Source organism: Rhodococcus tibetensis (assembly GCF_024438035.1).
GTDB classification, from domain to species: Bacteria; Actinomycetota; Actinomycetes; order Mycobacteriales; family Mycobacteriaceae; genus Rhodococcus_F; species Rhodococcus_F tibetensis.
In genome coordinates this window covers 1-22,692 of record NZ_JANFQF010000027.1, presented here as the reverse complement: position 1 = coordinate 22,692, position 22,692 = coordinate 1, and the positions used below count along the sequence as shown (strand labels likewise).

The window sequence follows — 22,692 nt, the reverse complement described above, 5'->3', positions numbered from 1 at the left end:
CTCCTCGTGTCCGTCCGACGTGTTGAGGGTCAGCCCCCGAAGGTGCTGTCCGTCAAGGAGCCTAGCGCCCGCATCCGACTCGATCCGCATTCGCGACGTCCTGCAGCGGCAGATTCTTTGCAACACGAGGAACACAGCGGTGGGCAACCGGGCGTGTCGTCAGGGATGCTGGAGGAATCATGAGCGAAACACCCGCGAAGACGTCGGAGAGCGGTGCCGCCCGACACCGAGCGCGGTGGCATCCGCTACGCCGGACGCTGAGTGTGATCCGACACACGGTGAGCGCGGCGTGGGACGACTCCATTTTCGCGAAGGCCGCGACCGCGGCGTTCTGGCAGACGCTCTCGTTGCCCCCGCTTCTGCTGGGGCTTCTCGGGATGCTCGGTTACGTAGGTGGATGGTTCGGTCCGGACACCGTCGACATCATCCAGTCCAAGATCATCACCTTCAGCGGCACTGTATTCAGCGACAGCGTGGTCGAGGAGATCATCCGCCCGACGGTCGGCGACGTGCTCCGTCAGGGTCGTCCCGAGATCGTGTCCATGAGCTTCCTGCTCTCGCTGTGGGCTGGGTCGTCCGCGATTTCGACGTTCGTGGACTCGATCGTGGAGGCGCATGGGCAGCAGGAGGCACGCCACCCCGTCTGGCAGCGGGTGTTCGCGTTGCTGCTGTACGTGGCATTTCTCGTCCTCGCGGTGTTCACCCTGCCACTGGTGGCGCTGGGGCCGACTCTGGTCGGCCAGGTTCTCCCCGAGGCATGGCGCACCATCGGAACGGAGATCGTGGACACGTTCTACTACCCGGGTGTCGGCCTGCTGATGATCATCGGGCTGACCACCCTGTACAAGGTGGCGCTTCCGAAGTCGTTGCCTTGGCACCGCCTGCTCGGTGGCGCACTCGTCGCGGGAGTGTTCTTCCTCGGGGCCAGCACGGGCCTGCGGCGGTACCTGAGCTGGGCGACCGGGACCGGATACACGTACGGGGCGCTCGCAGCCCCGATCGCCTTCCTGCTGTTCACTTTCTTCCTCGGTTTCGCCGTGGTGCTCGGCGCCGAGTTCAACGCGACCATTCAGGAGTTCTGGCCCGCACGCGCGACCCGCATCGATCAGATGCGGGACTGGATCGCCGCGCAGGCCGACAGTTCGCCGTCGGCGGGCCCGGTGACCAACCTCACCCGCCGCATCGCCACGGGGCCGATCAACATCATCGGAGACCGCAGCCGTCCGGGCGGCAGGCATCAGGCCGCCGACCCACAGGCGTTCGACGAGGACGCCGCGCCGACTCCGCCGAGAGACGACAGCCCCAAAGGCCGGGTCCTGCGGGAAGAAACCCCCGAGCCCCCTGGTGTGCGACCCGGGCCGACGCCTCAGTCGCCCTTGCGCAACCCCTCGTAGATCTTCTTGCAGTCGGGGCAGACGGGTGATCCCGGCTTGGCGGACTTGGTGACGGGAAACACCTCGCCGCACAAAGCGACGACGTGTGTGCCCATCACCGCGCTCTCGGCGATCTTGTTCTTCTTCACATAGTGGAAGACCTTGGGGGTGTCGTCATCGGTCGACTCGTCAGTAGTGACGTCGGGCCGTTCCTTTGTTTGAGTGCTCACCCCTCAATAATGCCGCAACTGCCCGACGATCCCACCCCTCCGACCCGCTGTGTGCATTTGTTCCCCGACAGTGGAACAGTGGAGGCATGGCCCGAAGTGCAGGGTTCGGCGCATCAGGCGAAGCCGGCTCACCGAACAACCCGGTTCTCATCACCGAAGCGGCGCGATCCATCGAGGATCAGCACCGCGCGCGTGTCCGTAAGTACCTGATCATCATGTCGTTCCGCTTCCCTGCGCTCATCTTCTCGGCGGTGGCATACGGCATCTGGGGCAACGCCTGGATCTCCATGGCGATCATCGGACTGTCCATTCCCTTGCCCTGGATCGCGGTCCTCATCGCGAACGACCGGCCACCGCGGACCAAGGACGAACCGAGTCGATACGACCATCGGGACGCGTCGTCCACCGCTCTGCCGGCGCCGCCGCACCGAACGATCGAAGGCTGACACCGCCACACGAACTGCCACAATGCACGGGTGAACCGGAACACGCTGCTATCGATCTGCCCTCCCCTGCGCGAAGCTCTTCGTCGCAATCGGTATGACACCGACACCTTGCTCGCTACGCTCGGACCCGACATCCATGCCGCCCTCAGTCGTAACGAGCCGGTGCCGGTCCGCCGAGCCAGCGCCGGCTGCGGTGATCTCGGAACGCTGATCCGGCTATTTCTACTGGGCGACGACTGCCCCACCGTGGAGGTCGCGGCGGCGCTCGATCCTCTCGACGTCGAGGCAGCGGTCGACGCGGGTCTCCTGGGGCGCGACGCGGGGATGGTCCGCGCGGCACTCGACCTGCGGCCCATCGACACCGGTGCCGGAAACCGGTGGGTGCTTTCCGATCTCGACGGGTCGATGCGCCCCCGCGACGCTGCAATCGACCACGTCATCGGGGTAGGCCACGCATCCCTGTCCTTGCTGCAGGCCACTCCGACTGCGCCCGTCCGAACTCTGCTCGACATCGGAACGGGGTGCGGCATCCAAGCCCTGCACGGAACGTCCTATTCGCAGTCGGTCACCGCGACCGATCTCAACGGCAGGGCGGTCGATCTGACGGCAGTCACCATGGCCCTCAATGAAGAGGACGTCGAACTGCTGACCGGATCGTGGTTCGATCCGGTCGAGGGCCGCACTTTCGACCAGGTCGTCGCAAATCCCCCCTTCGTCGTCAGCCGAGCGACGGTGGGCCACACCTATCGGGACTCCGGCCTCGACCTAGACGGCGCGAGCAAACTGATGATCTCCCGGACCCCCGACTACCTGGCTCCGGGGGGCACCGCAGCGCTCCTGGCGTCCTGGGTCCACGTCGCGGGCGAGGACTGGCGCACCCGGGTGGCGTCGTGGTTGCCGGCCCACGGCATCGACGCGTGGGTCGTCCAGCGTGACGTGGCCGACCCCGCCCTCTACGTGGGCACCTGGATGCGCGACGGCGGACTGGACACCAAGGACCCGTCCGCTGCCGTGACGGCCGAGGAATGGCTCGACCATCTCGACAGCGCCGACGTCGAAGGGGTCGGCTTCGGATTCGTCTACCTGCGCCGGACGGACGCACCGAGCGATCTCCTGGCCGAGGATCTGACGCATGGTTTCGACGATCCGCTGGGAGCCGAGGCTCTCGCCTACTTCGACCGGGTGGCGTGGCTGCGGCAGAACGACGTACTCACGGCTCGCTTCCAGGTGCAGGAAAGCACAGCGCTCGAGCGGGTATTTCTGCCCGGCGAGGAGGGGTGGACGCAGGTAGTGGCGCGCCTGCATCGCGGAAACGGGCCTGCCTGGCAGCACGAGATCGACGACCTGGTTGCCTCACTCGTCGCAGGGATGCGCAGCGACGGCCTTGTGCTGGAAGAACTGATCGAACTCCTGGCCGCCGCGCACGACACGGATGCCGCCGATCTCGCGGAGTCGGCGATACCGCTCGTGCACTCCCTCGTACGGCACGGTCTGGTCCTGCCGGCGTAGCCATTCGGTTCCGTCGCCGTTCCCCTTATACGTGTTCTCAGCAACTTCTCAGGACCCGACGCGGGAACGCGCAGGTCAGAGCCCTCCTGTCGAAAAGTCTCCGGGAACTTTCCGTGCCGGCCGGAGCGTTGTTCCCTATGAGACACCACCGATGAGGAGGCAAGTCATGACAAGCCCCAGCACCACTACTCGCATTCGCCCCAGCGCCGCCGATCTGGACGCCCAGAGCCCCGCTGCCGACCTGGTCCGCGTCTACCTGAACGGGATCGGTCGCACTGCTCTGCTGACGGCCGCAGACGAGGTAGAGCTGTCCAAGCGAATCGAGGCTGGGCTGTACGCCGCGCACATTCTCGAGACCGGCAAGCGACTGTCCCCCGCGAAGAAGCGCGACCTTGCAGCGATCGTCCGCGAAGGACAGTCGGCCAGGGCGCATCTGCTCGAGGCGAACCTGCGTCTCGTCGTCTCGCTCGCCAAGCGTTACACGGGCCGCGGCATGCCCTTGCTCGACCTCATCCAGGAAGGCAATCTGGGCCTGATCCGGGCGATGGAGAAGTTCGACTACTCCAAGGGCTTCAAGTTCTCGACGTACGCGACGTGGTGGATCCGTCAGGCCATCACCAGGGGCATGGCCGATCAGAGCCGCACGATTCGGCTGCCAGTGCACCTCGTCGAGCAGGTGAACAAACTCGCCCGCATCAAGCGTGAACTGCACCAGCAACTCGGCCGTGAGGCAACCGACGACGAACTGGCAGAGGAGTCGGGCATCCCCGCACACAAGATCGCGGATCTCCTCGACCACAGCCGCGACCCGGTCAGCCTCGACATGCCGGTCGGCAACGACGAAGAGGCCCCGCTCGGCGACTTCATCGAAGACTCGGAGGCTACATCGGCGGAGAACGCCGTCATCGCCGGTCTTCTGCACAGCGACGTTCGCAGCGTCCTCGCCACCCTCGACGAGCGCGAGCAGCAAGTGATCCGTTTGCGGTACGGACTCGACGACGGTCAGCCGCGGACCCTCGATCAGATCGGGAAGCTCTTCGGGCTCTCCCGCGAGCGGGTCCGCCAGATAGAGCGTGAAGTAATGGGCAAGCTCCGTCAGGGCGATCGCGCGGAGCGGCTGCGGTCCTACGCCAGCTGATCCATTGTCGACCCGGTGCCGGTGTCGGTCGCCCAGACCGGCACCGGCATCGTCACGTCCGCGGTCGCTCCGCGGTCCGTGATCGTGACGAATGGACGGCGGAAAGGTTCAGCGCAGCCTGCGGGGTCCCAGATCGGCGAAGCTCGGTTCCGGCCCGATTCGCACCCGCGAGTCGGTGATCTGAGCGCCCTCGGCGGAGGCCAGAACGGGTTCGCAGGCCAGTTCCCGCACCTCGGGAAGATCGTCGGCAAGCGCAGAGATCCGCTGCACGAGGTCGACGAGCGCCGACTTGTTCACCGGCACCGCACTCCGGTACCCCGACAGCAGCGGTGCAGCCTTCGGTGCATCGATCAGTTCGGTGGCCGCGTCCTCGGTCAGCGGCAGCACCCGGTAGGCGCGGTCCCCGAGGAGGTCGGAGATCACGCCGGCGAGCCCGAACGAGATGAGCGAGCCGAACGACGGGTCATCCTGAACGCCGACCACGCAGCCAATTCCTTTCGTTGCCATTCGCTGCACGTGAAGTAGTGGTTCACCAGAAGCGGCGGCCAGGTCGCGATAGGCCAGCCGCACCGACTCGGGGCCGACGAGGTCGAGCCGCACACCCCCCAGGTCGGGGCGATGGCGCCACTGCTCACCGGTCGCTTTCACCGCCACCGGGTAGCCGAGCTCGTCGGCCGCGACGACCGCTTCTTCCTCGGTGGTGGCCGACCGGAATTCCACCACTTCGACTCCGTAACACGCGAGGAGTTGCGCTGCCTCGTAATCCGACAACCACCGCCCCGACGAGGTGGACAACCAGGTGTCCACCATCGATTTGGCCTTCTCTGGATCGATTCCGGCGGGTCGCACGACCTTCGATGAGGGTTTGCTCTTCCATGCGGCGTAACGCCAGGCGCGCGCGAGCGCCAGCGCGGCCCTTTCCGGCCCCGGATAGGACGGAACCGAACCCCGGGTCGGATGCCCGTCCTCGTCCCGCACCGCCAGGACGTCCGGGACGCCCTCCGCGGCGAGGAACGTCGTCAGTACCGGCTTGTCGGCGTCGCGAACGGCTTGCTTCAGCGCCTGGGCGAAAGGTTCGACGGGAATAGCTACGGGCGGAACGAAGACCGCGATGACCGAGTCGACATCGGCCGAGGACAGCGCCGTGTGCACCGCGCTGGCGAACTCGTCCGGTCCCGCCTGCGGGCCGAGGTCCACCGGGTCGCCGACGTGCAAACCCTCGCTGCGCGCCGCATCTGCTGCCAGCACCCCCAACGCGGTGGAGTTTCCGACCACAGCGAGCCGAGGCCCCGCCGGCAGCGGCTGATAGCCGAACAGAAGGGCGCAGTCGAACAACTGGGAGATCGATCCCACCTGCACGACACCGGCCTGCTCGAACAGTGCCCGCACGATCGAATCGTCCATCTCGACGCCCGTCGCCGCCAGTGCCGGGGGAACGGCGTGCCTGCCACTCTTCACCGCGACGATCGGCTTGTTGCGGGCGACGCGACGAGCGATTCGCGAAAATTTGCGCGGGTTACCGAAACTCTCGAGATAGAGCAGGACCACCTCGGTGGCCGGGTCGGAGTCCCAGTACTGCAAAAGATCGTTCCCCGAGACGTCTGCCCGGTTACCGGCCGAGACGAAGGCCGACAGACCGATTCGGCTGCGCGCGGCCTCGTCCAGGATGGCGATTCCGAGCGCACCGGACTGGCAGAAGAATCCGACGTTGCCCGGGCTGGGCAGCACGGGTGCGAGAGTGGCGTTGAGGGACACCGCGGTGTCGTTGTTCGCCACCCCGAGTGCGTTGGGCCCGATAAGCCGCATCCCGTGCGCCCGGGCCGCGTGGACGAGGCGCCTCTCGGACTGCTTTCCGTCGAGGCCGGTCTCGCTGAATCCGGACGAGACCACGACGAGCGCCTTGACGCCCTTGTCCAGGCAGTCGTCCAGAACCGCGCTGATCGACTCGGCGGGGACGGCGACCACCCCGAGATCCACCTCGTCGGGAATGTCGCGGACGGTCGGGTACGCCCGCACGCCCTGGACTGAACGATGCTCGGCATTGACCGGGTACACGGGTCCGGTGAACCCGGCCCGCAGGAGGTTGGTGAGCACCGCGTGCCCGACCTTGGCGCTGTCGGTGGAGGCACCGATCACCGCAACCGACCGCGGACTGAGCACATTCCGCATGCTGCGCGCCTCGGCCGCCCGTTCACGGGAATTGCGAACCGACACCATGGCTTCGGTGGGGTCTATCGCGAATTCGAGTTTCAGCACCCCGCCCTCGAAGCTGCGACTGACCTGGTAACCCGCTTCACGAAACACGGTGACCATGTTGCGGTTCTCCGCGAGAACCTCGGCGACGAACATGGTGAGCCCGTTTTCCGCTGCCGCCCCGGCGAGATGCTCGAGGAGGATCGGCCCGAGGCCCCGCCCCTGGTGCGCGTCGGCGACGACGAACGCCACTTCCGCCGACTTGCCGTCCCCTTCACCGAGAAGCCGTTCGTAGCGCCCGACGGCGATGATCTCGTCGCCGAGCACCACCACGAATGCCACCCGGTTCTTGTGGTCGACCGTGGTGAAATGCACGACGTCCCGTTGCGACATGGTGGGGTACGGCCCGAAATAGCGCAGATACCGCGTACGTTCGGACAGCTTCGCGTGGAACGCGATCAGCTTCTCGGCGTCCTCCGGCACGATCGGCCGAAGCGCCACGGCGCCGCCGTCCGCTGCCAGCACATCGACCACCCAGTGGTGCGGGTAGTCGTGCGCGGCATCCGGTGCGCTGTCCGTCGATTCAGTCACGAGGATCCTCCGGGTCGAGGCCGAGTAGCGGGAAGCAGGCCCGGCGGGTGGCGATGACTGCGGAGTCGATGCGGGTCAGTGCGCGGTCGACCGACGGGTTTCCCGTTTCCGGTGTGCCACCCGGTCCGTCCCAGGGCAGGTAATCGACCTCACCGCTGTCACCCATCGTCTCGGGTAGGTCGACACTCGGTGCGAGAGCAGAGGCCTGCTCCCGCCACACCTCGGGCACCGGGGTGCCGGTGTCGATCTCGCGGTCCAGGGCCGCGGCGATGAGGTGTGTCCACGACCGCGGAACCACCCGCACGAGACCGTAGCCGCCGCCGCCGACTGCCAGCCAACGACCCTCCGCGTACCGATCCGCGAGGTCACGCATCGCGAGAAACGCCGCGCGCTGACCGTCGACCGTCAGCGCCAGATCGGCGAGCGGATCCTCCCGATGACTGTCGACGCCACATTGGCTGATCACGATCTGAGGGCGGAACGCGGCGATTGCACCGGGAACGATGGCATGAAAACCCCTGAGCCACAGCGCATCCACCGTCCCCGGCAGAACCGGGAGGTTGATCGAGGTGCCCTCCCCCGCACCCTCGCCCACTTCACTGGACCACCCGGTGTTGGGCCACAACGTCGCGGGATGCTGGTGCAACGAGACGGTCAGGACTCGCGGATCGCCCGCGAAGGCGTGCTGGACACCGTCCCCGTGGTGAGCGTCCACATCGATGTAGGCGATGCGGTCGAACCCGTTGTCCAGCAACCAGGAAATGGCGATGGCCACATCGTTGTACACACAGAAACCGGAAGCCCAGCCGGGCATCGCGTGGTGCATTCCCCCGCCGATACTCACCGCTCTGCGTGTGCGCCCCGACGCGATCTCCTGTGCCGCAGCGAGAGAGCCACCGGCGAGGATGGCACTCGCCTCGTGCATCTGGGGAAACACCGGGTTGTCCTCGGTGCCGAGCCCGTAGGGGGCGTCCGCGCCCAGCACACCCGATGCGTTCGAGTGCCCGGCCTGTTTGACCGCCTCGACGTATCCGGGGGTGTGGATGCGTAACAGATCTGCGTCGGATGCTGCGTCAGGGCGAACGAGCTCTGCGCCCTCGAGCGTGCCCAGCGCCCGCGCGAGCGACATGGTGAGCTCGAGCCGAGTGGGATTCATCGGGTGGTCCGCACTCCACCGGTAGCTGAGATAGTCCGGACTCCACACGACTACACGGTTCGATGCCACTGCAGCCGAATCCTCCCCGGAACTGAACGACGCGGTCATGAACTCACGCTACTGGTCCTCCGTGGGCGGTGCGAGCAGACCCCACAGGGACCTGCCCCGGCGCGCTGTGGGAGGGAGCGCGCCGCAGAGAGTCGATGACCGGTAGAATCGGCGAAGACGAAGGGGTGTGAGTGTGAAGGATCTGGTCGACACCACGGAGATGTACCTCCGGACGATCTACGACTTGGAAGAAGAGGGCGTCGTCCCGCTTCGAGCACGGATTGCCGAACGACTGGAGCAGAGTGGCCCGACGGTGAGCCAGACCGTCGCCCGGATGGAACGTGACGGCCTCCTCCTGGTCGCCGGTGATCGCCATCTCGAATTGACGGAGAAGGGCCGCGAACTCGCGGTGTCGGTGATGCGCAAGCACCGCCTGGCAGAGCGCCTCCTGGTCGACATCATCGGCCTGAAGTGGGAAGAAGTACACGCCGAGGCGTGCCGCTGGGAGCACGTGATGAGCGAAGAGGTCGAGCGGCGTCTGGTGGAGGTGCTCAACAACCCCACCACCTCGCCGTACGGAAATCCGATTCCCGGGCTCTCGCAGCTCGGTCTCGACCGGCCGGTGGACGCGCCGGAGACCCTCATCCGCCTCACGGACGTGCCCCCCGGCAAGCCGACAGCGGTGGTCGTGCGGCGCCTTGCCGAGCACGTGCAGTCCGATCCGGATGTCATCGGTCAGCTGCGTGAGGCGGGCGTGGTTCCGGACGCCCGCGTGACAGTCGAGACCAAACCGGGGTCGGTCACGATCACCGTGCCCGGTCACAGCGGATTCGACCTTTCCGAAGAGATGGCGCACGCCGTTCAGGTGAAGGTTCAGGGATAATCGATGAAACTTCTCGTCACCGGCGGCGCCGGTTATGTCGGCAGTGTGTGCAGCACCGTGCTCCTCGAACGAGGACACGAGGTCGTCATCATCGACGACCTTTCCACGGGCAATGCCGACGCGGTGCCGCTCGGTGCCGAGTTCATCGAAGGTGACGTCGCCGACCTCGCCGTGGATGTTCTCGGGACCAGCGGGACTCCCCGGTTCGACGGTGTCCTGCACTTCGCGGCGCAATCGCTCGTCGGCGAGTCCGTGGAGTACCCGGAGAAGTATTGGCGGGGCAACGTCGTCACGACTCTCGAACTCCTCGAGGCGATGCGGCATTCGGGAACGAGGCGGCTCGTCTTCTCTTCCACTGCCGCCACTTACGGTGAGCCCGAGCACTCGCCGATCACGGAAGCGGATCCGACCCGGCCCACCAATCCGTACGGGGCCACCAAGCTCGCGATCGACCATGCCATCACGTCCTACGCTGCGGCACATTCGTTCGCGGCGACAAGTCTGCGGTATTTCAACGTAGCGGGAGCGTACAAGTCGGTCGGTGAAAACCGGGTAGTGGAAACGCATTTGATTCCCCTCGTTCTTCAGGTCGCGCTCGGCCAACGCGAGAAGATCTCAATCTTCGGAACCGACTGGCCCACCTCCGACGGCACGGCGGTCCGGGACTACATTCACGTTCTCGATCTGGCCGAGGCACATCTACTCGCCCTCGAGTCGTCCGTAGAAGGCCGTCACCGGATCTACAACCTCGGCAGCGGCGCCGGGTTCAGTGTCCGCGAGGTCATTTCGGCCTGCGCCCGGGTCACCGGACTGCCTATTCCGGTGGAAGACGCGCCCCGCCGGGCTGGAGACCCCGCGATTCTCGTCGCGTCCAGTGACCGCGCGATCGCCGAACTCGGATGGAGGCCGGAACACACCGATCTCGACGAGATCGTCGCCGACGCCTGGGCATATCTGCAACAGCTCGGCGACAGGTCCCACGCAGCGCAGCGGTGACACGGTCTCAGGTGTCGATCGGCGGCGGCAGGATAACTCCGATCTTGCGCGCAGAGTCGTAGCCGAGGCCGGCCAGTTCACGGACCGCGCCCGGACGAAGTCCCGACTGCAAGGCCTTGTCCAGGAGCGCGGCCAGCGCGTGATCGGGATCGGATTCCAAGGCCGCGCAGAAGGCAACGCCGGCGAGCGGGCCGTCGCCGCGTACATACGCGCTGTATCCGAGAAGAGCTGCGGCGGTGGCGCGTTCGGGGTCGGGGAGATGACGCGCCAGCAGAATCCAGAGTTGTTCGGCATCGCCCGCATATTCGCCGACCGCGAGTGCGAGGAGACTGTCGCGAACCACGAGATTGTCCAGCGCGACGGCGAGGTCGGCACATTCGTGCGCGGCCACTGCCTCTCCCGAAGGCAGACGCGCGATGTGGTCCAGCACCAGTTCCAGTTCACGGCGATCGCCTCGGATGTCGGATCGTCCCGCAAACTGGATTCTCGGAGCGGATTCCCGAATGTCGTCGATGAGTTCGGCGATGCGGATTCGCTCGCCGACCGGACCTGCCTCTACTGTCGCTTCCAGATCTTCGCGGGACGCCCGGATTGCTCGGCCACTGACGACCTGCGCCACGGCGACGTGGGAGGCCACCGGATCCGATTGCACACCGTATCGTCCACCACTCAGCAGTCCGAACCATCGGCAGCCCTCGCCGATGTCGGCGGTCACGAAGACGTCGAGCAGTTCGGTGGACGTCCGGTCCAGGAGGTCCTCGAACTCCGCGACGATAGTTGCCAATTCGGACCGTGACGTGGCCGAGGGGTCCGCGAATCGGTCGTCGATGAGGACGACCAGCACGCCTGTGGCTTGTTCACGCTCGCACACCACCGCGAACTGGTCCACGGCCGCGTACATCGGTGCGGTGGGTGTATCACCGCCTCCGAGTACGAGGTCGTGCCTCATGACGGCGCCGACCGTCGAATTCTCCGTCAGGCAGAGGGCGACGATGGACCGTTCCGGACGGAAGCCGAGGAACGCGGGAATCGCGGCAAGGAGGTCACCGGGATCGGACAGGCGAACCCCGAGCTGCTCCGGTGGCGAGTGGTGTCGACCGGCGCGCTCGGAGCCGGACCTGTGCGGGAATGCGGATGTCGTCATGCCCCAGACTCTGAATGCGTACCCGAGCCCACGATTTCTCCGACCAGCGGCGATGGGTTGGGCTGTGGATGACCGACAGGTTGTGGACAACCCGGCGGTCGAGACGGACGGATCCACCGTCGACCGCATGTGGTGTCGGAGCGGTGTGCTAGCGCGCTCAGCCTGCCTGAACCTTCTGTACCGCTTTCGTGAACAGGTCGTCGAGCGCCACAGTGTCCGCTGAGGCATCGCCGAAGGACATGAAAGTTGCCGACACGCGGACGTCGCCCACCTGGGCGATCACGGTGGCCATCGACTGGGTGACCTTGTCGCCGTCGCTGCCGGATCGAACTGTGCGGCGCAGTGCCAGCGTGTCGTCTGCTCGAATCGGGGGGGCGGGCATGAGGTCGGTGGTGACGGTCGATTCCGCACCGCTGGAGGCCACGGTGATCTCACCGCAGTCTGCCGTCTGCTGCGCGAGTTCGTCGAGCGGCGCGTCGGTCTTGGCCAGTTCCACCGTGATGGTCGACCGGCTCACATTGTCGGTGCCCACGGCCATCACCGTTCCGGTCGGCCCGTAGTCCTGCGGCGGCGGAGCGCACTCGGACGGTTCGACGACGGCGTCCTGGGGAACACCCGTGAGATCTGGTGCGGCCATCGACACCGCCTGCGGCGGAAGCACGATCGCTTGATATCTGGACGGGAAATCGGACGGGTCCAGCAACAGTGCAGACAATCCCTTGCCGGATGGCACTCCGGCCGTGACGCCGCTGGCGGGCTGAGCCACCCCCGGTACAGCAGACGAGCAGGACGAGAGCACCCCGGCTGCCGCGGCAAGGAGGGCGACAGGGACGAGGACCGCTGCCGGGAAACTTGTGCGCCGCGAACTCACCGTCGACCTCCGTACCGATGCCTGTGGCTCTTGCGCAGCCGAGCCCTCCCGACACTCTGCCAGAAGGCCACAACGACATCGGGGAGGCAGAGCGTCAACTTGTCCCGGCAATCCAATCCTCGACATGAGGCGACTCCCATCCGGGCACGAGGTCTCGCCCGCGGCGAACACGGAGAGGGCGCCAACGGGAATTATCCGACGGTTGCGGGGCGTTCTCCCCCAAGCACCACCTCCGCGAAAAAATGTCCGACGTATCGATGCCGGAGACGATAGGGGACACTGGAGGTCACGCACGAAGGAGAAGAGGTCTGTCATGGACGAACAGTCGAAGATGTACGAGCTGGAGTTTCCCGCACCGCAGCTGTCCTCCCCGGACGGGCAGGGGCCGGTGTTGATCCACGGACTCGAGGGCTTCTCCGATGCAGGCCACGCCGTCAAACTCGCCACGACCCACCTCCGCGAGAGCCTCGAGAGCGAACTGGTTGCCTCCTTCGCGGTAGACGAACTGGTCGACTACCGCTCACGTCGGCCGACCATGAACTTCAAGTCCGACCATTTTTCGGACTACGACCAGCCGGAACTGAACCTGTATGCCCTGAAGGACACGGCAGGAACCCCGTTCCTCCTACTGGCAGGAATGGAGCCCGACCTGCGGTGGGAGCGTTTCACCAGCGCGGTTCGCCTGCTGGCGGAACAGCTCGGTGTTCGGCGGACCGTGGGCATCAACGCGATCCCGATGGCCATTCCGCATACGCGGCCGCTCGGAGTGACTGCTCATTCGACCAACAAGGAACTGATCAAGGACCACCAGCGCTGGGCGGGTGAGCTTCAGGTACCCGGCAGCGCGTCGTCGTTGATCGAGTTGCGGATGGCGCAGCACGGCCACGAGTCGGTCGGGTTCTCCGTCCACGTTCCGCATTACCTTGCCCAGACCGACTACCCGGGGGCGGCCGAAACCCTTCTCGAGAATGTTAGTGAGGTCACAGATCTCCAGTTGCCGCTCCACGCGCTCGGCGAGGCCGCCGCACGCGTGAAGGAACAGGTGGACGAGCACATCGCAGGTAACGATGAGGTCCAAACCGTCGTTCACGCACTCGAGCGTCAGTACGATGCCTATGTGACGGCCCAGGAACAGCAGTCGAGCCTCCTGGCCAGCGAGGAAGACATTCCGAGCGGCGACGAACTGGGAGCCGAGTTCGAGCGTTTTCTCGCCGAGCAGGCGCAGCAGGACGGTTATGGGGAACGCCTCGACGGCGAGGATGGATCAGAGGGACAGGGCTGACGAAGGGGTGCCTGTGCCGCCGCCACGTTGCGGCTGTGCAGCGGCCCTGATCAGTTGTTCACCGGACGCCCGTGCAATAGCGTCGAATCGAAGCGGATGATTGAGAGGTCAACATTCGGGAAGTTCACCTAGTTCAGGAGGCGACATGAGCGACATTCGCATTCGTAAGCTCAGGCCTGTTCCCGACGCCGAAACCCGCATGATGTTTCGCACCATCCACGGATACCGTCGCGCGTTCCGCATGGCCGGTGAGGGCCCCGCCCTCCTGCTGATCCATGGAATCGGGGACAACTCGTCCACCTGGACCGAGATCATCCCGCATCTGGCCCGCAACTACACGGTCATCGCACCGGACCTCCTCGGCCACGGACGCTCCGACAAGCCCCGCGCCGACTACTCCGTGGCGGCCTACGCCAACGGCATGCGCGATTTGCTGTCCACCCTGGGCATCGACAACGTCACCGTGATCGGCCACTCGCTCGGCGGTGGCGTCGCGATGCAGTTCTCGTACCAGTTCCCGCAGATGGTCGACCGCCTCGTTCTCGTCTCCGCCGGCGGCGTCACCAAGGACGTCCACCCCCTGCTCCGGCTCGCGTCGGTCCCCGTCCTGAACGAAGCCCTCAAACTACTGCGCATTCCCGGGGCCATGCCTGCGGTCCGGCTACTCGGCAACGCAGTCGGCCAGCTCAACGGAACCCGGCTGCGCCCCGGCGCCATCCTGCACGACACCCCGGACCTCGTCCGCGTGCTCGCCGAACTCTACGATCCCACCGCATACGAGGCATACCTGCGCACACTGCGCGCGGTCGTCGACTGGCGCGGTCAGGTGGTCACCATGCTCGACCGGTGTTACCTCACCGAGAACCTCCCGGTGCAACTCATCTGGGGTGATCAGGACGCAGTCATCCCGGTCAGCCACGCCCACCTCGCTCATGCGGCCATGCCGGGCTCGCACCTCGAGATCTTCCGTGGCGCCGGTCACTTCCCGTTCCGGGACGACCCGATGCGGTTCCTGCGCACCATTGAGAAATTCCTCTCCAGCACCCGCCCGCTGGCGTTCGACGAGGCCAGATGGCGGCAGATGCTGATCTCCGGCGTCGGCGAAGGAACCATCACCGGCAGTGCGTCCACCCGGATGGCCGTTCTCGACGCCATGGGTTCCGACGAACGCAGCGCGACATAGGCGCGAGAGCGACGCACTGCCGTCCGGCTAGCCTGTAGCAGTGCTTCTTCCCGACCTTCTCCCCGGAGACGCGGATCCCGATTCCGTTTTCGACGCCTTCACCTCATGGACCGAAGATCGAGGTCTGCGGCTCTATCCCGCCCAGGAAGAGTCCATCATGGAGCTCGTCTCCGGGGCCAACGTGATCCTGGCGACCCCCACAGGGTCCGGCAAGTCCATGGTTGCGGTCGGCGCGCACTTCTTCGCCATGGCCACCGGGAAGCGCACCTTCTACACCGCCCCCATCAAGGCTCTGGTGAGCGAGAAGTTCTTCGCCCTCTGCGAGGTGTTCGGAGCGGAGAACGTCGGGATGATGACCGGTGACGCCGCCGTCAACTCGCGGGCACCCATCATTTGCGCGACGGCGGAAATTGTCGCGAACCTCGCGTTGCGTGAAGGACCCGACTCCGACATCGGACAAGTCGTGATGGACGAGTTCCATTTCTATTCCGAGCCGGACCGCGGCTGGGCGTGGCAGGTACCGCTCATCGAACTGCCCCACGCCCAGTTCCTGCTGATGTCGGCCACCTTGGGTGAGGTCGACTTCTTCTCCACCGACCTCACGCGGCGCACGGGCAGGCCCACCACCGTCGTGGCCGGTACCGAGCGACCCGTTCCCCTGATGTTCTCGTATGCGACCACCCCGGTGAGCGAGACCATCGAAGAGCTGGTAACCACCAATCAGGCTCCGGTGTACGTCGTGCACTTCACCCAGGCCGCGGCGCTCGAACGTGCCCAGGCGCTGACCAGTGTGAACTTCTGCTCCCGTGCCGAGAAGGACGCCATTGCCGAGGCGCTCGGGGGTTTCCGATTCACCACCGGTTTCGGCAAGACCCTCTCCCGCCTGGTTCGTCACGGTATCGGCGTGCACCACGCGGGGATGCTGCCCAAGTACCGCAGGCTGATCGAGAAGCTGGCCCAGGACGGACTGCTCAAGGTAATTTGCGGCACCGACACGCTGGGCGTGGGCATCAACGTTCCCATCCGCACCGTGCTCCTCACCGGTCTGACCAAGTTCGACGGCAGCCGCACACGTCACCTGCGTGCACGCGAGTTCCATCAGATCGCGGGACGTGCCGGCCGTGCCGGGTACGACACCCTCGGCACCGTCGTGGTCCAGGCCCCCGAACACGAAGTCGAAAACCTGCGGGCACTGGCCAAAGCGGGAGAAGACCCGAAGAAGCGGAGGAAGGTGCAGCGTAAGAAGGCGCCGGACGGATTCGTCTCGTGGAGCGAGGCCACGTTCGACCGCCTCGTCGCAGCCTCACCGGAGCCGTTGATCTCACGGTTCTCGGTGTCGAATTCGATGCTGCTCAACGTGATCGCGCGACCCGGCAATTGCTTTCAGTCGATGCGGCATCTGCTCGAGGACAACCACGAGTCGCGACCCGCGCAGCGGAAGCACATCCTGAAGGCGCTGTCGCTGTACCGCGGGCTGATCGACGCAGGCATCGTGCAGCGGCTCGACGAGCCGGATGCCGATGGCCGGATGGCCCGCCTCACCATGGAACTCCAACGAGACTTCGCCCTCAACCAGCCACTGTCGACGTTCGCGCTCGCGGCGCTGGAGCTGCTCGACGCGGAGTCGGAATCTTATGCGCTCGACGTGGTCTCGGTGATCGAGTCGACCCTCGACGACCCGCGGCAGGTGCTGATGGCACAGCAGCATGCCGCTCGCGGCGAGGCTGTGGCGCAGATGAAGGCGGACGGGATCGAGTACGAGGAGCGTATGGAGCTCCTCGAGGAGGTCACGTGGCCCAAGCCCTTGTCCGAGGTACTGTTCCCGGCGTTCGAGATGTATCGAGGTGGGCACCCGTGGATTTCCGAGTTCGCGCTCTCCCCCAAATCGGTGGTGCGCGACATGGTCGAGCGAGCAATGACTTTCGCCGAACTCGTCAGCCACTACGGGCTGGCTCGGTCCGAGGGACTGGTGCTGCGCTACCTCGCCGACGCGTATCGTGCCCTGCGGCAGACCGTCCCGACGGAAGCCCGGACGGAGGAACTCGACGATCTCATCGAATGGCTGGGCGAGCTCATCCGCCAGGTCGATTCCAGCCTTCTCGACGAGTGGGAATCCCTTACCGATCCGGGCGCCGAGGGTGACGTCCAGCAGGTCGCGTTCGGCGCCGACGTTCCGCGCCCCATTTCCGCCAACGAACGTGCATTCCGGGTGATGGTGCGTAATGCCATGTTCCGGCGCATCGAGTTGGCGTCGCGACGGCGGTGGTCCGAACTCGAGGCGCTCGGCGACGGCATCGACGCCTACGAGTGGGAAGAACAGCTTCTTCCCTACTTCGACGAGTACTCCTCCGTGGGCACCGGGCCCTCCGCACGCGGACCCCAGCTCTTCCAGGTGGAAATGGCACCCGAGTTCTGGCGCGTTCGCCAGGTACTCGAGGACCCGCAGGGCGATCACGGCTGGGCGTTGACCGCCGTCGTCGACCTCCCCGAGTCCGATGCCGCTTCAGAAGTCGTGTTCGACGAACTCAGCATCGTCGAGGGATAACTGCTACGAACGCCGCTTCCGAGGCTGATCGCGTCGCGCCGCCTTCTTCTCCTTGATGCGCACAGCCTCCTGACGGACCTCGGCCTGGGTGGCGCGCTCCTGTTGCAGCCACTCCGGCCGATCCGCCATGAGGCTGTCGATCTCGTCGGTGGTGAGGGCCTCGGTGACCCCGCCACGAGCCAGGCCTGCGATGGAGACACCCAGCTTCGCCGCGACCACCGACCGCGGGTGCGGGCCGTTGCGCCGCAGTTCGAGCAGCCACTCGGGCGGATCGGACTGCAACGCAGTCAACTCGTCGCGCGACACGACACCCTCCTGGAACTCGGCAGGTGTGGCTTCGAGGTACACACCCAGCTTCTTCGCCGCGGTAGCCGGCTTCATCGTCTGGGTGCTCTTGTGCGACGTCATGGTGCCAAGAGTAACGAGGATGTGCGGCGCTTCCGACCACGGCCGGTAGCCTGACGGAGTGACAGACGCGGTAGTGCCCCCTTCCTTCCGGCTCGCGTACGTCCCGGGGGTGACGCCCACCAAGTGGATCCGGATCTGGAACGAGCGGATCCCCGACGTGCCCCTCACCCTGATCGCGCTGTCCGCAGCCGACGCCCCCGCGGCATTGCGGCGCGGCGAGGCGGACGCCGGTCTCGTCCGTTTGCCGATCGATAGGACCGGCCTCAGCGCCATTCCCCTCTACGCCGAGACACCGGTCGTCGTCATTCCTCAGGATCACGTGGTGGCAGCGGTGGACGAGGTGTCCGCGGACGACCTTGCGGACGATGTCGCGCTGCATCCCCTCGACGACACCCTCGAATGGGACGAACTACCCGGATTACGTGCGACTGAGCGTCCGGCGACGACGGCGGACGCAATCGAACTGGTGGCGGCCGGGGTGGGAGTCGTCATCGTCCCGCAGTCGCTGGCCCGGCTGCATCACCGCAAGGACCTGACGTTCCGGCCCGTGACCGACGGCCCCGAATCGCGGATCGCCCTGTCGTGGCCCGAGGACCGGACAACGGAACTCGTAGAGGAATTCATCGGAATCGTGCGCGGGCGCACCGTCAACAGTTCACGAGGGCGTGCGCAGGCCGAGCCGGTGAAGAAAAAGCGTCCGGCGGCTGGTGCCACGCGGCAGCAGCGGACATCCGGGGCCGAAAACACACGTGCGGGCTCGGGGAAGCGCGGCGGCGCCCGCGGCAAACCCCGCCGCCGGTCGTGAATCCGCAGAGCGTCGCTGCACCGCGCCTCACTGCCACACGGTGAGAGCGCCCGCGCCTCACTGCCACACGGTGAGCGCGGCCGACTTCCCGAACAAGGCGGCCAGCTGCCCGTAGTCTTCGGCGCGCGCGCTCGACGAACGGAACACGAGTCCGATCGTCCGGCCGGGAGCCGGGTCTGCGAATCGGGCGGTGGCCAAGGGACCGCGCCCGGTCTCCACCCGTACCGCAGACTCGGGCACGAGTGTCACGCCGAGCCCCCCGGCCACGCACTGGACCACCGTGGACAGTGACGTCGCGCGGGTGTCGCCCGCCATCGGCTGGACGTCGGCCGAGCGGCACAGATCGAGAGTCTGGTCCCGCAGACAGTGGCCTTCGTCGAGGAGGAGGAGCGGTAACGCGCCCAGCACCGACGGCGAGATGCCCGTTTGCCCAGCCAGCTCATGCCCTTCCGGCACGAGCATCACGAAGTCCTCTGTGTACAGCGGTATTTCGGTGAGGCCTGCGGCGCCGCTGGGAAGGGCCATCACCGCGACGTCGAGTGAGCCGGTGCGCAGCGACTCCAGAAGGCGCGCAGTCTGATCCTCGATCACCTGCGGTTCCAGGGCCGGCATGTCCTTTCGGAGCGCCGGCAGCACTGCAGGCAACACGTACGGGGCCACAGTGGGAATCAATCCGATGCGCAGCGGTCCGGTGAGCCGCTCCCCTACTCCCGCCGCCGTCGCGACGAAACCATCGGTGGCTTCGAGGATGACCTTCGCTTGGCCGAGTAGTCGCTCACCGGCGGTGGTCACGAGAACCCGGCGGGTACTCCGCTCGATCAGCTGCACGCCGAGACCGCTTTCGAGGGCCGCGAGAGACTGGGACAGTGTGGGTTGACTCACACTCAAACGCGAAGCTGCAGTGCCGAAATGGCGGTGTTCTGCCACGGCGACGAACGCACGCAGCTGCGACAGTGTCGGTTGATAACTCTGATCAGCCATGCCTATCAGTGTAAAGGCATCTATCGGCTTTACCTTTCAGCCGCTTTCATGCAGAATGGAATCACACCAGAAAACGCGGGGCGCACGACGATAGTGCGACCCGCTTCCGGTACCGCATCCTCAACCGCGCCTTCGGGTGTGGTTGCTCTGCGTTCGACGTGTTCACAAGACAAGTAGGAGGACGAACATGGCTCTGCTCACCATCGGCGATCAGTTCCCCGCGTACAACCTGAAAGCCGTCATCGGCGGCGACCTGTCCAAGGTCGACGCCCAGCAGCCCGACGACTACTTCACCACCATCACCAGCGACGACCACGCCGGTAAGTGGCGCGTCGTCTTCTTCTGGCCGAAGGACTTCACCTTCGTGTGCCCCACCGAGATTGCCGCTTTCGGCAAGCTGAACGACGAGTTCGCCGACCGCGACGCCCAGGTGCTCGGCGCCTCCGTCGACAACGAGTTCGTTCACTTCCAGTGGCGTGCACAGCACGAGGACCTGAAGACCCTGCCCTTCCCGATCCTCTCCGACCTCAAGCGTGAACTGGTCGAGGCCACCGGCGTTCTCAACGCCGACGGTGTCGCCGATCGGGCCACCTTCATCGTGGACCCCAACAACGAGGTCCAGTTCGTCTCCGTCACCGCCGGTTCCGTTGGCCGCAACGTCGACGAGGTCCTGCGTGTCCTCGACGCACTGCAGTCCGACGAGCTGTGCGCCTGCAACTGGAAGAAGGGCGATCCGACGATCGACGCCGGCGAACTGTTGACTGCGAGCGTCTGAGCCATGACTGTCGAGAATCTGAAGAACTCGCTCCCCGAGTACGCCAAGGACCTCAAGCTCAATCTGAGTTCCATAGCGCGCAGCACCGTCCTGAACGAGCAGCAGTTGTGGGGCACCCTCCTCGCCACCGCAGCTGCCACCAAGTCGGCGACCACCCTGAAGGAGATCGCCGAAGAGGCTGCCGACTCGCTGTCGGCGGACGCCTACAACGCAGCTCTGGGTGCCGCGTCCATCATGGGCATGAACAACGTCTTCTACCGCACCAAGGGATACCTCGGCGGTAAGTACGACGACCTGCGCGCGGGTCTGCGGATGAACATCATCGGCAACCCGGGTGTCGACAAGGCCGATTTCGAGCTGTGGTCGCTCGCCGTCTCCGCGATCAACGGCTGCAACCACTGTCTCGAAGCCCACGAGAACACCCTCCGGCAAGAAGGTGTGGACCGTGAGGTGATCTTCGAAGCGATCCGCGCCGGTTCCATCGTCGCTGGTGTCGCCCAGGCCGTCGAGGCCAACGAAACCCTCGCCACCGCGAGCGTCTGACACGTCGCCGAGGTAGTGACGAAGGGCCCCGCACGCGCACTGCGCGTGCGGGGCTCTTCGTCGCCCCTCGGAGCGATAGAGTGCGCTAATGCCCATTCACGTAGACGTCGTCCGGGTGTTCACGGACGAGAACGGACGCCACGGCAATCCGCTCGGCATCGTCGACGCGTCGACTGTGCCGCCCGAGGACCGGCAGAAGGTCGCCGCCACACTCGGGTACAGCGAGACGATCTTCGTCGATCTACCCGCCCCGGGCGACCACCACGCCCGCGCCAGAATCTTCACACCCGGCACCGAGCTTCCCTTCGCAGGGCACCCGACCGTCGGGCTGTCCTGGTGGCTGCGCGAACGGGGTGCCGCCGTCACCACCGTGGACGTACCGGCCGGACCTGTGGCCACGCGCCATTCGGGAGCGATCACCTGGGTTCGGGCCAAGCCGGAGTGGGCACCCGAATTCTCGCTGTACCCGATGAACAGCGTGCGAGACGTCGAGGCGGCCGAACCGAAAAGGTTCGGAAAGGGTCATCACTATCTGTGGGCCTGGACGGACAAGGTGGAACACTCGATTCGTTCCCGAATGTTCGCACCTGATATGGGAATCGTGGAGGACGAAGCGACCGGAGCGGCCGCCGTCCGCATCACCGCCCACCTACGGCATGCCCTGCTGATCACGCAGGGCCGCGGCTCCCAACTGCGCACCACGTACGACCCGGCCGGCTGGGTCGAGGTCGGTGGCCGCGTGCGTGCCGAAAAGTCACGAACCCTCTGACGGACGACGGCCGCGCCCCGCGGCGAGGTCGGTGTCGCTGAGGACCACCTCGATCTCGCGGCCCAGCGTGACACCGGGGACCAGCGGCAATCGGTCGCCACTCCAGAACTTCCCGGGGTCGTACCAACTCGTGCGGCGATCCCCGGCAATGAGCCCCATCTCTTCGTAGGTCGTGGCGACCACCTCGGCGCAGTATGCGCTTTCGAGACTCCCCGAGTTGCTCCGCCTACGCGGGCCGACGGGGAGCCGTCCCCCGAACCAGCGGGACGCGAGCTTCGCGGTCGACGGGAACGGAGTTCCGTCGAGTCGCGCAATGGTCCGTAGCAGCGCGTCTTCCTGTTCCTTCTTCGCGGGTTCGGCGAGCTGTCGCAACCACCCCCGCTGGCCGTATCGCGCACCCCACACCTGGACAGCGGCCCGCAGATCGTGCAACTGCACGCCACGCTGGAAACGCCCGGTCCACATGTCCTGCAACGAATGTCCGAGTTCGGCGTGCCACATCAGAGGAGGCAGGTCGTCGAGTACCACCGACATGCCCACGTGGTTGACGGGGCTGTTGGTCAACGTCTGAATGGCCCGGTCCGCCGGCGACCCTCCGCGGAAGATCCAGATGTCACCGGTCCGGGTGACGTCCACCGCGGTGTCGAGGTCGATGCGGGAACCGGTCGATCGAGCGTCGGTATGCGAGGGCGCGTCCATGGGCCCTAGTGTCGTACGCCATAAATTCGTGCTCTAGCTTGATATTCTGAGGCATGCCTCGAACCGGACGCCCGAAGGCTGAGTTGATGTTGACCGATAGCGAACGCGAACAACTCGTTCGATG

Annotated in this window: 21 protein-coding genes; 13 read left to right on the top strand and 8 right to left on the bottom strand. The window is 65.9% G+C overall.

The genetic code is table 11. The features are described from left to right. Positions 1 to 179 precede the first annotated feature (179 nt). The gene (locus NOF53_RS24355) at positions 180 to 1,394 is read left to right on the top strand and encodes a YihY/virulence factor BrkB family protein (RefSeq protein ID WP_255973669.1); all 1,215 of its coding nucleotides are present in this window, start codon (positions 180 to 182) and stop codon (positions 1,392 to 1,394) included. Here the strand turns inward: NOF53_RS24355 and NOF53_RS24350 are convergent. Then, complete coding sequence (locus NOF53_RS24350; RefSeq protein ID WP_185729341.1) at positions 1,367 to 1,603, bottom strand: DUF3039 domain-containing protein; 237 nt, start codon at positions 1,601 to 1,603, stop codon at positions 1,367 to 1,369. The two genes, NOF53_RS24355 and NOF53_RS24350, sit on opposite strands and share 28 nt — an antisense overlap. Positions 1,604 to 1,689: 86 nt before the next feature. Here NOF53_RS24350 and NOF53_RS24345 point away from each other — a divergent pair, with 86 nt between their 5' ends. From NOF53_RS24345 to NOF53_RS24335, 3 genes are all read left to right on the top strand, one after another. Then, positions 1,690 to 2,049, top strand: coding sequence for a DUF3099 domain-containing protein (locus NOF53_RS24345; protein WP_255973663.1), 360 nt, complete (start codon positions 1,690 to 1,692; stop codon positions 2,047 to 2,049). Positions 2,050 to 2,079: 30 nt separating this feature from the next. After that, the gene (locus tag NOF53_RS24340; RefSeq protein ID WP_255973660.1) at positions 2,080 to 3,558 is read left to right on the top strand and encodes a DUF7782 domain-containing protein; all 1,479 of its coding nucleotides are present in this window, start codon (positions 2,080 to 2,082) and stop codon (positions 3,556 to 3,558) included. 166 nt (positions 3,559 to 3,724) lie between these two features. After that, positions 3,725 to 4,696 carry a sigma-70 family RNA polymerase sigma factor gene (locus NOF53_RS24335; protein WP_255973657.1) on the top strand — a complete coding sequence of 324 codons (972 nt, stop codon included), beginning with the start codon at positions 3,725 to 3,727 and terminating at the stop codon, positions 4,694 to 4,696. Positions 4,697 to 4,804: 108 nt separating this feature from the next. Here the strand turns inward: NOF53_RS24335 and NOF53_RS24330 are convergent, their stop codons facing one another. Further along, the gene (locus NOF53_RS24330) at positions 4,805 to 7,480 is read right to left on the bottom strand and encodes a bifunctional acetate--CoA ligase family protein/GNAT family N-acetyltransferase (RefSeq protein ID WP_255973655.1); all 2,676 of its coding nucleotides are present in this window, start codon (positions 7,478 to 7,480) and stop codon (positions 4,805 to 4,807) included. Next, complete coding sequence (locus tag NOF53_RS24325) at positions 7,473 to 8,744, bottom strand: acetoin utilization protein AcuC (RefSeq protein WP_255973653.1); 1,272 nt, start codon at positions 8,742 to 8,744, stop codon at positions 7,473 to 7,475. Before NOF53_RS24325 ends, NOF53_RS24330 begins: the two co-directional genes overlap by 8 nt. Positions 8,745 to 8,877: 133 nt before the next feature. Here NOF53_RS24325 and NOF53_RS24320 point away from each other — a divergent pair, with 133 nt between their 5' ends. Both NOF53_RS24320 and galE read left to right on the top strand, forming a co-directional pair. Then, on the top strand, positions 8,878 to 9,567 hold the full coding sequence (locus NOF53_RS24320) for an iron-dependent transcriptional repressor DtxR (RefSeq protein ID WP_255973772.1): 690 nt from the start codon (positions 8,878 to 8,880) through the stop codon (positions 9,565 to 9,567). A 3-nt stretch (positions 9,568 to 9,570) separates the two neighbouring features. Further along, the gene (galE, locus tag NOF53_RS24315) at positions 9,571 to 10,563 is read left to right on the top strand and encodes a UDP-glucose 4-epimerase GalE (protein ID WP_255973651.1); all 993 of its coding nucleotides are present in this window, start codon (positions 9,571 to 9,573) and stop codon (positions 10,561 to 10,563) included. Positions 10,564 to 10,570: 7 nt separating this feature from the next. On the opposite strand, the gene NOF53_RS24310 is transcribed toward galE, so the two are convergent. Both NOF53_RS24310 and NOF53_RS24305 read right to left on the bottom strand, forming a co-directional pair. Next, positions 10,571 to 11,707 carry a DUF4192 domain-containing protein gene (locus NOF53_RS24310; protein ID WP_255973649.1) on the bottom strand — a complete coding sequence of 379 codons (1,137 nt, stop codon included), beginning with the start codon at positions 11,705 to 11,707 and terminating at the stop codon, positions 10,571 to 10,573. Between the two features lie 157 nt (positions 11,708 to 11,864). Then, entirely contained in the window at positions 11,865 to 12,578 is a 714-nt protein-coding gene (locus NOF53_RS24305; protein WP_255973647.1) for a DUF5642 family protein, read from the bottom strand. Between the two features lie 313 nt (positions 12,579 to 12,891). Here NOF53_RS24305 and NOF53_RS24300 point away from each other — a divergent pair, with 313 nt between their 5' ends. From NOF53_RS24300 to NOF53_RS24290, 3 genes are all read left to right on the top strand, one after another. Next, positions 12,892 to 13,860, top strand: coding sequence for a proteasome assembly chaperone family protein (locus NOF53_RS24300; protein WP_255973645.1), 969 nt, complete (start codon positions 12,892 to 12,894; stop codon positions 13,858 to 13,860). A 145-nt stretch (positions 13,861 to 14,005) separates the two neighbouring features. After that, the gene (locus NOF53_RS24295; RefSeq protein ID WP_255973643.1) at positions 14,006 to 15,043 is read left to right on the top strand and encodes an alpha/beta fold hydrolase; all 1,038 of its coding nucleotides are present in this window, start codon (positions 14,006 to 14,008) and stop codon (positions 15,041 to 15,043) included. Positions 15,044 to 15,083: 40 nt separating this feature from the next. Next, complete coding sequence (locus NOF53_RS24290) at positions 15,084 to 17,588, top strand: DEAD/DEAH box helicase (RefSeq protein ID WP_255973641.1); 2,505 nt, start codon at positions 15,084 to 15,086, stop codon at positions 17,586 to 17,588. A gap of 3 nt (positions 17,589 to 17,591) precedes the next feature. Here NOF53_RS24290 and NOF53_RS24285 read toward each other — a convergent pair whose 3' ends face one another. Continuing rightward, positions 17,592 to 17,996 (bottom strand): DUF5997 family protein, encoded by a 405-nt coding sequence (locus NOF53_RS24285; protein WP_255973638.1) that lies wholly within the window; start codon positions 17,994 to 17,996, stop codon positions 17,592 to 17,594. Between the two features lie 58 nt (positions 17,997 to 18,054). Between NOF53_RS24285 and NOF53_RS24280 the strand changes: the two genes are divergently transcribed. After that, a complete protein-coding gene (locus NOF53_RS24280) occupies positions 18,055 to 18,801 on the top strand; it encodes a LysR substrate-binding domain-containing protein (protein ID WP_255973636.1) in 747 nt (248 codons plus the stop codon). Between the two features lie 57 nt (positions 18,802 to 18,858). Here NOF53_RS24280 and NOF53_RS24275 read toward each other — a convergent pair whose 3' ends face one another. Next, complete coding sequence (locus NOF53_RS24275) at positions 18,859 to 19,782, bottom strand: hydrogen peroxide-inducible genes activator (protein WP_255973633.1); 924 nt, start codon at positions 19,780 to 19,782, stop codon at positions 18,859 to 18,861. Between the two features lie 187 nt (positions 19,783 to 19,969). Here NOF53_RS24275 and NOF53_RS24270 point away from each other — a divergent pair, with 187 nt between their 5' ends. The 3 genes from NOF53_RS24270 to NOF53_RS24260 all read left to right on the top strand — a co-directional run bounded on the left by NOF53_RS24270 (position 19,970) and on the right by NOF53_RS24260 (position 21,869). Further along, the gene (locus tag NOF53_RS24270) at positions 19,970 to 20,557 is read left to right on the top strand and encodes a peroxiredoxin (protein WP_255973631.1); all 588 of its coding nucleotides are present in this window, start codon (positions 19,970 to 19,972) and stop codon (positions 20,555 to 20,557) included. Between the two features lie 3 nt (positions 20,558 to 20,560). Continuing rightward, positions 20,561 to 21,100, top strand: a complete 540-nt coding sequence (gene ahpD, locus NOF53_RS24265) for an alkylhydroperoxidase, AhpD family (RefSeq protein WP_255973628.1) — start codon at positions 20,561 to 20,563, stop codon at positions 21,098 to 21,100. A gap of 88 nt (positions 21,101 to 21,188) precedes the next feature. After that, positions 21,189 to 21,869: a PhzF family phenazine biosynthesis protein gene (locus tag NOF53_RS24260; protein WP_255973626.1), complete on the top strand. Its 681-nt coding sequence runs from the start codon at positions 21,189 to 21,191 to the stop codon at positions 21,867 to 21,869. On the opposite strand, the gene NOF53_RS24255 is transcribed toward NOF53_RS24260, so the two are convergent. Beyond that, complete coding sequence (locus tag NOF53_RS24255; RefSeq protein ID WP_255973624.1) at positions 21,855 to 22,568, bottom strand: hypothetical protein; 714 nt, start codon at positions 22,566 to 22,568, stop codon at positions 21,855 to 21,857. The genes NOF53_RS24260 and NOF53_RS24255 overlap by 15 nt on opposite strands. Positions 22,569 to 22,692 lie beyond the last annotated feature (124 nt).